Origin of the sequence: Rouxiella sp. S1S-2, assembly GCF_009208105.1 — a bacterium.
GTDB lineage: Bacteria > Pseudomonadota > Gammaproteobacteria > Enterobacterales > Enterobacteriaceae > Rouxiella.
Genome location: NZ_WFKL01000002.1, coordinates 148,915 through 162,514 on the forward strand (window position 1 = coordinate 148,915; position 13,600 = coordinate 162,514).

The 13,600-nt window shown below is 52.6% G+C and carries 13 protein-coding genes; 8 read left to right on the plus strand and 5 right to left on the minus strand.

Annotated elements, in window-relative coordinates:
• The first annotated feature begins 117 nt into the window (after positions 1–117).
• From GA565_RS24435 to GA565_RS24455, 5 genes are all read left to right on the plus strand, one after another.
• Entirely contained in the window at positions 118–594 is a 477-nt protein-coding gene (locus GA565_RS24435; RefSeq protein ID WP_152201935.1) for a glutathione peroxidase, read from the plus strand.
• A 41-nt stretch (positions 595–635) separates the two neighbouring features.
• A complete protein-coding gene (locus GA565_RS24440; protein WP_152201937.1) occupies positions 636–1,529 on the plus strand; it encodes a LysR family transcriptional regulator in 894 nt (297 codons plus the stop codon).
• Between the two features lie 97 nt (positions 1,530–1,626).
• Positions 1,627–3,168, plus strand: a complete 1,542-nt coding sequence (locus tag GA565_RS24445) for an MFS transporter (protein WP_152201938.1) — start codon at positions 1,627–1,629, stop codon at positions 3,166–3,168.
• Positions 3,169–3,179: 11 nt separating this feature from the next.
• Positions 3,180–4,223 (plus strand): HlyD family secretion protein, encoded by a 1,044-nt coding sequence (locus GA565_RS24450; protein ID WP_152201940.1) that lies wholly within the window; start codon positions 3,180–3,182, stop codon positions 4,221–4,223.
• The gene (locus GA565_RS24455; protein ID WP_152201942.1) at positions 4,220–5,653 is read left to right on the plus strand and encodes an efflux transporter outer membrane subunit; all 1,434 of its coding nucleotides are present in this window, start codon (positions 4,220–4,222) and stop codon (positions 5,651–5,653) included. The genes GA565_RS24450 and GA565_RS24455 overlap by 4 nt, the downstream gene beginning before the upstream one ends.
• Before the next feature lie 589 nt (positions 5,654–6,242).
• On the opposite strand, the gene GA565_RS24465 is transcribed toward GA565_RS24455, so the two are convergent.
• Positions 6,243–6,671, minus strand: coding sequence for a 3-methyl-2-oxobutanoate hydroxymethyltransferase (locus GA565_RS24465; RefSeq protein WP_152201944.1), 429 nt, complete (start codon positions 6,669–6,671; stop codon positions 6,243–6,245).
• 178 nt (positions 6,672–6,849) lie between these two features.
• Positions 6,850–7,464, minus strand: a complete 615-nt coding sequence (locus GA565_RS24470; protein ID WP_152201946.1) for a LysE family translocator — start codon at positions 7,462–7,464, stop codon at positions 6,850–6,852.
• Positions 7,465–7,642: 178 nt separating this feature from the next.
• Between GA565_RS24470 and GA565_RS24475 the strand changes: the two genes are divergently transcribed.
• Positions 7,643–8,095 carry an Lrp/AsnC family transcriptional regulator gene (locus GA565_RS24475; RefSeq protein WP_152201947.1) on the plus strand — a complete coding sequence of 151 codons (453 nt, stop codon included), beginning with the start codon at positions 7,643–7,645 and terminating at the stop codon, positions 8,093–8,095.
• A gap of 132 nt (positions 8,096–8,227) precedes the next feature.
• Here the strand turns inward: GA565_RS24475 and GA565_RS24480 are convergent, their stop codons facing one another.
• Both GA565_RS24480 and GA565_RS24485 read right to left on the minus strand, forming a co-directional pair.
• The gene (locus GA565_RS24480) at positions 8,228–8,830 is read right to left on the minus strand and encodes a site-specific integrase (protein WP_152201949.1); all 603 of its coding nucleotides are present in this window, start codon (positions 8,828–8,830) and stop codon (positions 8,228–8,230) included.
• Positions 8,831–8,956: 126 nt separating this feature from the next.
• A complete protein-coding gene (locus tag GA565_RS24485) occupies positions 8,957–9,868 on the minus strand; it encodes a LysR family transcriptional regulator (RefSeq protein ID WP_152201997.1) in 912 nt (303 codons plus the stop codon).
• A 191-nt stretch (positions 9,869–10,059) separates the two neighbouring features.
• Between GA565_RS24485 and GA565_RS24490 the strand changes: the two genes are divergently transcribed.
• The gene (locus GA565_RS24490; protein ID WP_226951072.1) at positions 10,060–11,091 is read left to right on the plus strand and encodes an alcohol dehydrogenase catalytic domain-containing protein; all 1,032 of its coding nucleotides are present in this window, start codon (positions 10,060–10,062) and stop codon (positions 11,089–11,091) included.
• Between the two features lie 218 nt (positions 11,092–11,309).
• Here GA565_RS24490 and GA565_RS24495 read toward each other — a convergent pair whose 3' ends face one another.
• Positions 11,310–12,512, minus strand: a complete 1,203-nt coding sequence (locus GA565_RS24495; RefSeq protein ID WP_152201951.1) for an MFS transporter — start codon at positions 12,510–12,512, stop codon at positions 11,310–11,312.
• 62 nt (positions 12,513–12,574) lie between these two features.
• On the opposite strand from GA565_RS24495, the gene GA565_RS24500 reads away from it, so the two are divergent.
• Positions 12,575–13,597 (plus strand): AraC family transcriptional regulator, encoded by a 1,023-nt coding sequence (locus GA565_RS24500; protein ID WP_152201952.1) that lies wholly within the window; start codon positions 12,575–12,577, stop codon positions 13,595–13,597.
• Positions 13,598–13,600 lie beyond the last annotated feature (3 nt).

Sequence of the window (13,600 nt, forward strand, 5' to 3'; positions counted from 1 at the left end):
ACTGTAACTAATAGCGTATCGAAAAAAGCAGAGTTCATATCGATAGTAGAGGTAATAAGAAACGTCTTTCCACCCCCGATATGCAAGCTATGCTTCGTTCGGTCCGAGGATCCAAACATGAGTCCCTTTCATCAACTTAATGCCGTTAGCCTGCGTGGCCAGCTCATCTCTATGACCGATTACGCTGGCAAGCTGGTTCTGGTAGTGAATACCGCCAGCCATTGTGGATTTACACCACAGTACGCAGGCCTTGAGGCGCTCTACAAGAAGTACGCCGCCCAGGGCCTGATGATACTGGGTTTCCCCTGCAATCAGTTCGGTAAGCAGGAGCCCGGCGGTGCCGACGAAATCGCGCAAACCTGTCACATCAACTATGGTGTGAGTTTCCCGATGTTCGAGAAAGTCGACGTTAACGGCGCCGCTACGCACCCGCTGTTTCATTACCTGAAGGATGAATTGCCTGGCGTGCTGGGCAGGCGGATCAAGTGGAACTTCACTAAGTTTCTGATCGGGCGCGACGGCAAACCGCTCAAGCGTTTTGCACCAATTTCCACCCCGCAGAAAATGGAAGCCGCAATTCTTGCAGCACTATAAGTGTTATCTATCCAACAACCTGGTCGATATGATTTAAAACAATGAAACTTCCTGATCTAAACTTGATCATAGCGCTCGACGCTTTGCTGGATGAAGGCTCGGTCATCGGCGCTGCAAGACGAATGAACCTCAGCCCACCCGCGATGAGCCGCACCCTAACGCGCATCCGCGAGCAGTTGGGTGATCCGATACTGGTCAAAGCCGGCCGTAACATGGTGCCTACGCCACGTGCACTGGCGCTGCGAGAGGATGTACATCAGGCGATGGAAAACGCCATTCGCCTGTTACAGCCGGGATCGGAGGTTGACCTGCCGTCGCTTGAAAGAACGTTTTCCCTGCAAGCCAACGACGTATTTATCAGCGCCTATGGTGGCGTGTTGCTCAATCGCCTGCGTCAGGAAGCGCCAAACGTCAGGCTGCGTTTTATGCCGGAAAGCACGGGTGATGAAGATAGTCTGCGCGATGGTAAAGTTGATCTCTATATCAATGCCCAGCGGCCGCTCGGCGATGATATTCACGTCCAATCCCTTTTCTCTACGCATTTTATGGGGCTGGCACGCGAAGACCATCCCATCTTCGGCCAGGAAATTACCGCCGAACGTTTTGCCTCATACGAACATATCAGCGTCTCGCGTCGCGGGCGGGCCAGGGGGCCAATCGACACTTATCTGGCCCAGATGGGACTGGCCAGGACCATCTCGCTGGTAGTCCCGACCTTTCACTCTGGCGTGTTTTCATTGGGCAACTCAGATCTGATCTTACCGCTGCCGGAACACGTGGTATCGGCAGTACAATCAATGGGGATTAAAACGCGCGCTTTTACGTTACCCGTCACGCTTGAGACCATCTCCATTATTCAGGCCTGGCATCCGCGTTTTCACCACGATGCCGCCCACTGCTGGTTCCGCCGAATTATTCATGGCCTGTGTCGATAAGTGCGTCTGACACACTCCTCTACTGCATTCTTGTCAATTCCGCAATTTCTCTCAACTTTCTAGACTTGTCCTCCCAACTATCATGTGAGGACAAATCATGCACACCCTTGCGCAACCCAAAGTCAAACCGCCTGCCGGTGCTTTTGATCTGCGCATCATGACCGGCCTGATTGGCATCTTGCTCGCCTCTTTAGTCGCTGGATTAAACGAGCATGTAACCGATATAGCCATGAGCGACATTCGCGGTGCGATGGCGATCAGCCACGACGAAGGCAGCTGGCTCACTACGCTGTACGAAGCGGCACAGGTTGCGGCCATGGCTTTTGCCCCCTGGTTTGCGGCAACGCTTTCATTGCGACGCTTTACCCTTGGCGCGACCAGCGCTTTTATGCTGTTTGGCGTACTTTGCTCTCTGGCACCCAACCTGCAAGCGTTGTATCTATTACGCACTTTGCAGGGTCTCTTCGGGGGTTGTTTACCGCCGATGCTAATGAGCGCCGCTCTGCGTTTTTTGCCTCCCGGCATCAAGCTTTACGGTCTAGGGGCCTATGCACTTACCGCGACATTTGGGCCCAATCTGGGGACGCCGTTAGCGGCATTTTGGACGGAATTTGTGGGATGGCGTTTGGTATTCTGGCAAATCGTGCCGATCTGTCTGCTGGCGATGCTCACCATTGCATGGGGCATTCCACAGGATCCTTTGAAACTTGAACGTTTTGCACAGTTTAACTGGCGAGGGATATTGCTCGGCTTTCCGGCGATAACCTCTCTGGTGATCGTTCTGGAACAGGGGGCGCGTTTAGGTTGGTTAGATTCTCTTTTTATTTTGCGGATGCTGCTGTTGGGAACGGTGAGTCTGACGCTTTTTATGGTCAATGAGTGGTTCCATCCTTTGCCCTTTTTCAAAGTTCAGCAGTTAGCGCGCAGAAATTTGACCTTTTCACTGATTGTTCTGGGCGGTGTACTGGTGATCCTGGTTGCTGTGCCGGGGATCCCGGCGAACTATCTTGCTGAGGTTCAGGGCTATCGACCGCTGCAAACGGTGCCGCTGGCGCTGTACGTTGCATTAGGACAGTTGGCTGCGCTGCCGCTGGTTTCCGCCCTGTGCAATATTAAACGGGTTGACTGTCGGTGGGTGTTGGCCTGCGGGTTGGGGCTGATTGCCGCCACCTGTTATCTCGGCAGCGCCATGACCTCAGAATGGATCCGCAGCAACTTCTACGGGCTGCAAATGTTGCAAATTTTGGCCCAGCCAATGGCTGTCATACCCCTGTTAATGCTGGCGACCAACGGACTGTCGCCAATAGAGGGGCCGTTTGCATCGGCTTGGTTTAATACCGTGAAAGGCATGGCCGCGGTGGTCGGTACAGGCGTGCTAGAAGGGGTTACCCAGGCACGTGAGCACTTTCATTCGAATGTGCTGGTCGATCAACTTGGTTATCACCCAGGCTCATATTCCATTCTTACCATCGGTCGCGAAAGCCTGGCCTTGCTAGCAGAGCAAATTCACCTGCAGTCGTTAGTGCTAGCGTCTGCCGACGTTTACCGGCTCATGGCGCTATTGACCGCTGCCCTGATCATTTTCACCCCCCTCATGGCTACGCGCGTTTATCCGCCACGAGCTGTCTCAAATTCTTAAGGCCCCAAAATATGTTAAATCGAAAAGTTACCTCGTGGATTGCAGGCTTAGTGCTGTTGCTGGCCGTTGCCTGGCTCTGCTGTTGGCTGCAATCATCTGGTGCGGACCAAACCACCAACGACGCCTTTGTCAGTGCCGATTACACGCTCATTGCACCGCGGATCACCGGCCAGATTGTTAACGTCAGCGTTGAGGATAACCAGTTTGTGCATCAAGGGCAGACTCTGGTGGAAATTGATGACCACGACCTGCGTGCGGCCTTGAATGCCGAGCAAGCCAATCTGCTGGTGCAGCAGGCCGCTGTGGATAACGCGGCTGCCAGCCTGACCCAGCAGCAATCTATAATCGGCCAGGCCGCCGCCACGCTAGACGCCAGTCAGGCAAATTATGTGTTCGCCAAGGCGGATTTGGAGCGCTATATCGATTTGGCTGCGCAAGGGGCGGGCAGTAGGCAAAATGCCCAGCTTGCGCGATCGCGTATCGATACTTCACAGGCAAACGTGGCTCGAGACCGGGCATCCCTCATGGCTGCCAAAGAAAAAATCGCTATTCTACTGGCCGAACGCGAGCGCGCGGCGGGGGAACTGCAACGGGCCAAGGCAATGCTTGACACGGCCAAGCTAAATTTGTCTTACACCAAAATTGTCGCGCCCATTGCTGGCTGGGTCGGGCAACGTGTGGCGCGACAGGGGGCGTATGTTACAGCAGGGAGTCCTCTGCTAGCGCTGGTGCCGCTAAAACAGGCCTATGTGATTGGCAATTTTCAGGAGACGCAGCTTGAGCACGTTCGCAGAGGGCAGCCGGTGGATATTCACGTCGACAGTTTTGGCGGTGCCACGCTGCACGGCATTGTTGATAGCTTTGCTCCGGCCACCGGCTTAACCTTTGCGCCCTTCGCCCCAGACAACGCGACCGGCAATTTTACCAAGGTGGTACAGCGAATACCGATCAAAATTGTGCTTGATGCCAGGCAGCCGCGAGTGGATCGTTTATTGGTTGGAATGGCAGTCGAAGCGACGATTCATACCCGACCTGTGGCAGGAGATAGGCCATGAGAAGCGTTTATTTAGCGCTTGGCGCTACCTTGCTGAGTGGCTGCATGTTAGGGCCTAATTTTGTCGCTTCCGACGTGAAAGCACCCAAGAGTTGGCGGCAAAGTCAGGCAACGAGCCGTACCGTCAACCAAAGCATCAACCCTGAGTGGTGGAACATTTTCCACGACCCAACCCTGACAGAGTTAATCAGCCGCGCATCGGCTGCAAATTTTGACCTACGTGTTGCAAGCACTCGCGTGGCGCAGGCACGGGCCGAGCGGCAGATTATTGGCGGCGACAGTTTACCTGCGGTCAACGGCTCTGCGTCTTACCAGCGAGCGCGTAACAGCGCTAAGGGGTTGCAGGATAGCTCAGGATTTGACGGCGAAAAGGCCTTTAGCGTTTGGCAGGCTGATTCGGATGTGTCCTGGGAATGGGACCTGTGGGGGAGAGTACGACGAGAGCTTGAGTCGGCCGATGCCAACGTTGACGCTCATACCGATCTGCTGCGTGGCGTACTGTTAAGCGTGCAGGCTGAGACTGCGGGTGACTATATACAGCTGCGTGCTGTGCAGGCACAGCGGGCTACCGCCGAGCAAAATCTTGCCGTCGCTGAACATAGCCTGAAACTGACCTCAGTCCGCATGAACGACGGCGTTGCCACAAAGTTGGAGGTCGCCGAGGCACTGGCGCAGGTCGCCTCGGTTCAGGCGCGATTACCGATTCTGCAACAGCAGCAGTCGCACCTGATTAATGCCCTGGGTTTTCTGCTTGCCCAGCAGCCAGGCACACTGAACGCCGAGCTGGAAAAGCCACAGTCTCTGCCTATAACCCCGGCACAGGTGCCGGTCGGTCTGCCGTCGGAACTGGCCCGCCGGCGGCCAGATATCCGGGCCGCAGAGGCGCGGCTGCATGCGGCTACCGCCGAGATTGGGGTGGCGAAGGCGGATTTTTATCCCAGTATTACCTTGTCGGGCAATATCGGTCTGCAGGCAATGCAGTTTAGTCAGTTGGGGAGCTGGGGTTCACATCTCTACAATTTTGGTCCCAGCCTGAACCTACCCATTTTTGAAGGAGGGCGACTAAAAGGCCAGTTGGCACTGAAAGAGGCTCAGCAGCAGCAAGTCGCCATTCAATTCCAGCAAACTGTGCTGAAAGCCTGGCATGAAGTCGATGATGCGATGGTGGATTACGAGACCTATCAGCAACAAAGAGAAAGGCTAAAGGTGGCTGTAGATAACTCGCAGGTGGCCCTGGATAACGCACAGCGACAGTACGTGGCGGGCGCGACCGACTTCCTTAACGTACTGACGGTACAAAGAACATTGCTGGACGCTCAACAGGCGTCAGTGATAAGCGATGAAAACGTTTCACTTTCACTGGTGCAACTCTATAAGGCGTTGGGCGGCGGATGGCAACAGGCTTATCCACTGGCTAAAACAGAACGTTAGGCGAAAAACCAGCCCTAAGCAGAGGGCTGGAACTGCCCATGAATGGCATCGGTGATTCGACAGAGATCTTATTTCCGGCTGACGGATCATCGCGCAGAATACCCTGGTGGAGTGGGACGTCGTTACTGGGTTACTGAACCGAACTGATCCTGCATTAAATCTGGATATGGCTTTGATCGTATTTGCCAGAAAGGAGGAAGGTACCAGTCGTGTCACACTGAGCACTCTTCACAGTGCCAAAGGCCGCGAATTTGATGTGGCCATTATGTTTGGCGTCAACCCTTATGATAGCACTGGTTTTACAAGCGCAACAAGTTGCGGCCTGAAAGCCTGAAACTGGATTTGCGCTTCCTGCGGCATGCCAATTTCGGAGCGCGCTTGCTCGAACCCGAGGCGCTGTCGTGCAATTCCAAAATTCGTCAATGGTTATCACCCTGCGCCGACACTTTTGGATGGAACAGAAAAATGCAGCTGGAGTAGCGAGTAAGGTAAAGCACACTCATTTATTTTCACAAATGCCAGGAAACTTCGAATGAAGAGGCCCTATTCTCCTGGACGGTTACGAGTCAGATTTGGAGTAACCAGAGGTTTAATAGGGGTCATGTCCGCTCTTGACACACACAGGTATGCCGTTGCGCGTCAGTTGATGCACCGTGTCACACAACCACTCCCCGCCCTCGATCTTGACCATCTGCGCACCCGCCTGCATCAGCTGCGCCGAGCTGTGCAGGGCTTGCTCTGGCGAGGAGCAGGTCATGAAAGAAAGGTCAGCGATGATGAAGCCACCGTTGTTTCCGCGCTTTACGCAGGTCGTGTGATAAACCATATCTTCCAGTTTGACCGGCAGGGTGCTGTCATTGCCCTGCAAAATCATCCCTAACGTATCGCCGATGAGGAGCATCTCAACACCCGCCGTGCTCAGCTCGTGGGCAAACGTGGCGTCGTAGCAGGTGAGCATGGTGATCTTCTCACTGCGCTGCTTGAGGTTTTTCAGGTATGTCAGAGTGATTGATGGCATGGTGTTCTCTGCTAACTCGTTGCGTTATTAAATGTTGTTGCGGGTACGATAGTACCGACTTTCACAACGCTTAATTGTATTTCTCGAGCCGCCAGTCGCCTTCGAGCCTCGGCATGCCGTAGCACATATAGGGTATCTGCTGCATGATATGTTGTTAATTATCCTGTATGTCCGTGCGTCAGAGAAACTGTTCTGCCAACAGCAGGGCCGCAATAATAATCATCAGGCCTCCCGAAATCCGGCTGACATTCTGCGCCGCGCGCGGGCGCGTCCGAAGCACCGTGCCGAAGCCATAGCCCACAAGCAGATAGACCACGCCGCAACTGATCACATGTACTAGCCCCAGCGCTATCATCTGCAGCGAAAGCGGCCAGGCGGCGTGGACGTCGGTGAACTGTGGCAGCAGAGCCAGAAACAGCAGAAAGACCTTTGGATTAAGCCCGCTGATGCAAAAGCCCTTGAGCGCCCACTTTAGTCGCGAACCGGCATCGTCACTCTGCCCCGCCGCCGGTGCGGACGGGTGGCGTAACATGCCTATGCCGAGCCAGAGCAGATAGCCAGCCCCGGCCACGGTCAGAACGGACAGTACGCCCGGCGCTCCCGCAATGACCGAGCCGACTCCCGCTGCCACTATAAGTGTTGCAACAAGATGGCCGCTCAGCATACCGGCAACTGCTGGTACAACACGGCGTCCCTTGATGCCGGCTGAAATGGCGTAAGCCCAGTCAGCACCGGGCGTGATAACAAAAAGCGCGGAAACAGCCCAGAACGCGGCGAACATACTCAGTGACATGCGCCGTTATCCTTATTGACCCGATCTCTGACCGACCCTTTATAAACGTCTGAAACCTGCATATAGAGAAACCTTTACCTGCATATTTGTTTAAAAGTTAAGAAAGAATATCGCTTTTTATGCGGGATGTGCTTTCATAATAAACTTAAAAACGTTAAATATCGGGAGGTTTTAAGTAATGGATAAGATTGATTGCAATATTCTTGCTGAGCTTCAGCAGGACGGTAGACTTTCGCTTACTGACTTGGCAGAACGGGTTGGGATCAGCCTGTCATCCTGTCAGCGTCGTGTCAGAGCGCTTGAACAGGAAGGCGTGATCAGCGGCTACCGGGCGTATCTCGATCCGTCCAGAGTCGGACTGAACTTTTCAGCCTTAGTCTTCGTTACTCTGCGCGAGGGAGACCGACAGGCGGTCAGTGCCTTCGAGGCGGCAGTAAAAGAGATACCGCAAATTATCCAGGCGCAGCGACTGTTTGGCGATCCGGATTATCTGCTTCATGTTATCACCCTGGACCTGCAGGCTTTTCAGCAGTTGTATGATGACAAACTCTCCGGTATGTCAGGCGTGCAGCGACTTATCTCAACGCTGGTTATGAAAACGGTCGTGAAAGATCGCGCGCTGCCTCTCTGACGCCTGTGCAGGGCGTCAGATTCGATATTTTTTAAGAAGTTTTTTTGCGCGGAGAAAACGTTGTGTTTAGGATCTGTATAAAAGTCGAACTTCCGCTTCTGGCACAGGGCTGCTATTGCAGCCCTGACAACCTTAGACTTCAATCGATTCAGAGATCTCTAATGCATCATCGACTTCAATGCCCAGATAACGGACTGTGCTTTCCAGTTTCCTATGGCCCAACAGAAGTTGGATCACCCTGAGATTCTTAGTTTTCTTGTAGATAAGGTAAGGTTTTGTTCTTCTCATGGAATGTGTGCTGTAAAGCGAATCGTCGAGACCAAGCTTTGCTACCCACCCATGAAAAATCCGGTTGTATTGCCGGGTTGATATGTGCTGGTTAGTACCGACCCGGGATCGAAACAAGAAGTCATTACTATGTAAATTACCAAGTTTTATCAATGCAGTAACAGCTTCTCTTGTCCCTTTGGTTATCTCAAATTGGACAGGGCTACCGGTTTTCTGCTGCAACACCGTTGCCCTGCTTGAAACAGAACTACCATATGCAACATCAGATACTTTAAGTTTTACCAGATCGCAGCCTCGTAGCTTACTGTCCAGGGCCATATTGAACAGAGCCAAATCGCGCGTCTTACCTTCCAGTTCAAGCCTGATTCGGATCCCCCAGATATGAGATATCTGAAGTGGTCTTTTTTGGCCTACGATACGGCCTTTGTTCCACGATGAAGTGTTCATACTCAAATCTCCTGCAATGTGGGAGATTTGAGTATGGTTGTCCCTTATGAGCGAAAAGCTGCCCTAATATTGTTGTACTTGTTGTGATTGAAGGACAGGTACACGCGCAGATTAGGCACTATGAGTTTATATCTTGCCAGTGAGAGTATTGATTAGCGCTCGCAGGGCAGATGAGACATGCCGATGGCCCGAATAGTAAAGACACAGTCCTGGATATTCCGGACACCAGTCTTCAAGACATCGTTCGAGGCGACCATCGTTCAGCGCCTCTGCCGCAAGATGATCAGGCACGAAAGCGATTCCTATACCATCAATTGCAGCTTCTACCATCAACGGCTGATCGCTCAATGTTAGGGAACCGGTGACGTTAATTCTTTCGACAACTCCATGCCGTTCAAATTCCCAACGATATATCGCGCCACTTTCAAATCTGAAGCGGATACAATTGTGATCATTAAGATCTTGAGGCTCGACAGGCTGTCCTCGCTGTTTGAAGTAGTCCGGGGACGCAATGGCTGCGAACCGCACTTGCCCCATGACCGGTACTGCAACCATATCTTTAGGTACACTCTCTGCCAATCGGATTCCAGCATCGAAGCCGTCTGCAACGATGTCGCTGAGCCTACCATCACTGACTATGTCGAGATGAACTAGTGGAAATTGGCGAAGAAAGCTCGCAAGAACGGGTTTTAGAACTAAACGAATAGCTCCTTCACTTGCATTAATCCGCACCATACCCCTGGGATCCTGACTACTACCATCAAGTTCTCTGATAGCTTCTTCTAGTGAGTCCATCGCCGGACGCAATTTCGTAGCGAGGCGTTCTCCTGCCTCAGTAAGAGACACACTGCGAGTTGTTCGATTAAAGAGCCGAACGCTTAACCGCTCCTCGAGAACCTTAATCGAATGACTGATCGCCGAGGGTGTCATGTTGAGCTGAATTGCGGCGCTGCGGAAGCTTCGATGGGTCGCCACCGCCAGAAATGCGGCGAACCCCGACAGATCGTTGCCTTTTAATTGGTGAATTGCTTTCATCATATCATCAATCATTAAGCGGATTGTTTTAATAGTCAACCCTCCATAAGCTGAGTCTTCAGTGTAAAAATCTGAAACTACAGCTCACCATTGAGTCCCTTCCTGACTGGTAATTGTCTTAAGGACATTTCATTACGCCAGTTTCCTCGGTGCATGAGTCACTCCAACACTCCAAATGAAACAAGGTGAAAGTAATGAAAATGAAAGCAATAGTGATGACGGGGGCCAATCGCCCTTGGGAAGTTCAAGAAGTGCCTATTCCTAAGACGGAACCGGGTCAGGTACTTGTGAAAATTCACGCCTCGGGAATGTGTTACACCGACGTATGGGCAACCCAAGGATATGGTGGTGATATCTATCCTCAAACGCCGGGGCATGAAGTTGTTGGTGAAATTGTCGAGGTTGGCGCTGGAGTGCGTACTCGTAGGGTAGGAGACCGGGTAGGAACGACCTGGGTTCAATCCGCGTGCGGTCGTTGCCCATACTGCAGAGAAAACCGTCCTTTGACCGGTCAGACTGCGATGAATTGTAACGACCCTGGCACCACGGGATTTGCGTTACAAGGAGGCCATGCAGAGTACATCGCTATCGCCGCCGAAGGGACAGTATTGTTGCCCGAAGGACTGGGTTACGTTGATGCCGCCCCGATGATGTGTGCGGGGTATACCACTTGGAGCGGTCTGCGCGACGCTGTGCCACAGCCACGCGATAAAATCGCTGTTGTGGGTATTGGCGGCTTGGGGCACATAGCTTTGCAGTTATCCAAGGCATGTGGGTTCGAAACCATTGCTATTACACATTCACCGGACAAGAGAGAACTGGCTACCCAGTTAGGGGCTGACCAAGTTGTTGCCAACGGCAATGAACTTCGAGATATTGGAGGCGCGGACATCCTGCTTGTGACCACAAACGATTTCAGTGCGGCCGGGGCAGCGATCACCGGACTGAAAACGGACGGCCGGGTGGTCCTCTGCGGGCTCGACTTCACAAAGCCATTCTCGATCTCATCTGATGGTGTGCCATTCCACATGATGCGGCAAAGAGTGATTGGCTCAACACATGGTGGGCAACACTACCTCAGCGAGGTGCTTGACCTTGCAGCAAAAGGTAAAGTTAAGCCGATTGTCGAGACCTTCTCTCTTGATCAGGCACCCGAAGCATATAATCGCCTTGTCTCCGGTAAAATGCGCTTTCGTGGCGTGTTTACTCCTTCGCAAGGTAGCTGACAAACGGCGCGGATTTTTTAGGCTTGCCTCTCTCTATAATGTCCTTGACTAGAGTCAGCTTTTGGCACACAGCAGACAAACACTTGACGCTCAAGGCCTGCTGACAACGACTAGCGGACAACAAATAGAGCGGAAAGGGAGGAGGAAATCTCGCTGTTTTTCAGGCCAGCCACCTGGTTCAACTGGCCTTCATTGAAACGTTGTTACAGGGGAAGGGGTCAGGTCAGCACGACCCTCACCTTTAGTCCAATAACGAGCGTGGCAAAAAACATTATGCAACCAGCGGTGATGAAAACACCTGTTACGCCGCTGATACCAAAGAGTAATCCTCCCAACGCAGCACCCGCCGCAATTGAGGACTGAACTGCTGCGACTACCATGCCGCCAGCGGTTTCAGCCTGATCGGGAACGGAACGCGCTACCCAGTTTGACCACGCAACGGGTACGCCACCAAATGCCATCCCCCATAACGCGACGAACAACATCAATCCTTTTTCCTCTAGTGGCAGCAAAATCATGCTTAATGCCGCAAAACCGACAAGCGCTGGCATGAGTATCAGTGTGAGACGCAGGCTTCTCTCCATCAGCCACCCGGTTAGCAGCGTACCGATAAAATTAGCGATGCCAAATCCAAGCAGTATCAAAGACAAACGATCCACATCAAGTTGGGCAATATTTTCAAGAGCCGGACGAATATAGGTAAACAGCGCATACTGCCCAGTATGCGCAATCACACACCCCGTCATTCCCATCGCAATGCCTGGGCGACGGAGTAAATCCATGACAGATGCTGTTGTCATCATTCTACGCGGAGCCATTCCAGGAAGGGTAAACAGCTGAAAAATCAGTGTCAGCACCCCTACTGCGGTTGCAGCGATAAAAGCACTACGCCAACCATAAAGCCCACCCAAATAGCTCCCCAGCGGGATCGAAACTACGGTACCGACAGCAATACCGCTAAAAATAATGGAGAGAGCCCGCGGGACGCTTTTAGCAGGGACCAGCCGCATAGCGACGGCCGCAGCCATACTCCAGAAGCCTCCCAGCGCGATGCCCAACAAAATGCGCATGACTAACAGAACAGCCAGACTGGATGAAAGTGCGACCAGCAGGTTGGAGGCAATCATCAGCACGGTAAAACCAAGCAAAACATTTCGGCGATCATAATTACGCGTCAGGCGGGGAACCATCAGACCAGCAAACAGGGCCACCACAGCCGTTACCGTCACAGCCTGACCAGCAAGAGCTTCGGTCACACCGAGATCGGCAGCCATGGGGGTCAACAGGCTGGCAGGAAGATATTCTGCAGTCAGCAAGCCAAACACACCCATAGTCAGTGAAATAACGGCCATCCATGCGGATTCTTTGGGTTCCGAACTATTCAAACTCGCGGATACAGCTTCAGTTGCTTCATTTCTCATAACACACTCTACTTGGAGAAAAATTATAACGCTTAGTCTAGAGTTGAGTCGCGGGACGATCTATGATGCCACATCCTGATTTTTTACCCGAAACTCCGATTATGCATGTTAATAAACATTTTGCCCTTTCATCCGAGCTCATCAGTGAATTGCTGCTGGAAATGCGTCTGCGTGGCGTGCAGTATCGCCGTTTACAGACTGGCTCTGAGTTTGGCGTCGGTTTTAGCAACAGACCGGGACATGCCTATTTTCATTACATCGCTGTAGGTACTGCTCTGCTTCGCACACACGATGGTACATTGCACGAACTGAAAGCCGGCAGCATGGTATTCATGCCGCAGGGTGAGGATCATCAGCTTGTATCGGATGTCAGCTGTTCATTTCAACATATCGACACGTTAGGCTCTGCTCCTTTAGGCGAGGCCGTCAGCGGAATCAATACTTGCCCGAGTTCGCATCCGACACCCAGCACGGTTCTGTTTTATGGCTGTATGGAGTTCGATCTCGGTGGAATGCAGGGTCTTGGTAAACTGATGCCGCAAGCCATAGTGGTTGAGGCAAATGAACAGATCTATCCGGGGCTGGTTCCCATTCTGGGCGCGATGAAATTTGAAATCTGTTCCGGACGCGCTGGCTTCGCGGGCATTCTGGCCCGCCTCGCAGAAGTGGCGGCTGCCATGATTGTGCGTGGATGGATCGAAAACGGCAGCGAGAACGCAGCTGGCCTGATCGCTGCGTTACGTGATCCACGACTCGCCCGTGCAATTCTGGCCATTCATCGCGATACGGGTCGGGAGTGGTCTGTTGCTGAACTTGCTGCACAGTCACATGTGTCACGTTCTGTTTTTGCTGAACGCTTCAAATCAATCATCGGCATACCTCCCCTGCGCTATGCAAGGGAGGTGCGAATGCGCATCGCAGGTCACTGGATTATTCACGATAAGATCTCAATTGACACCGTTGCTCTTCGCCTCGGCTATGCCTCACAGGCAGCGTTTAGCAGAGCTTTTAAGCGCATCAATGGATATCCGCCGGGCGCTATGCGTCAGCGACCAGCAAGAGGCGTTAATACAGTAAATGAGTGAATG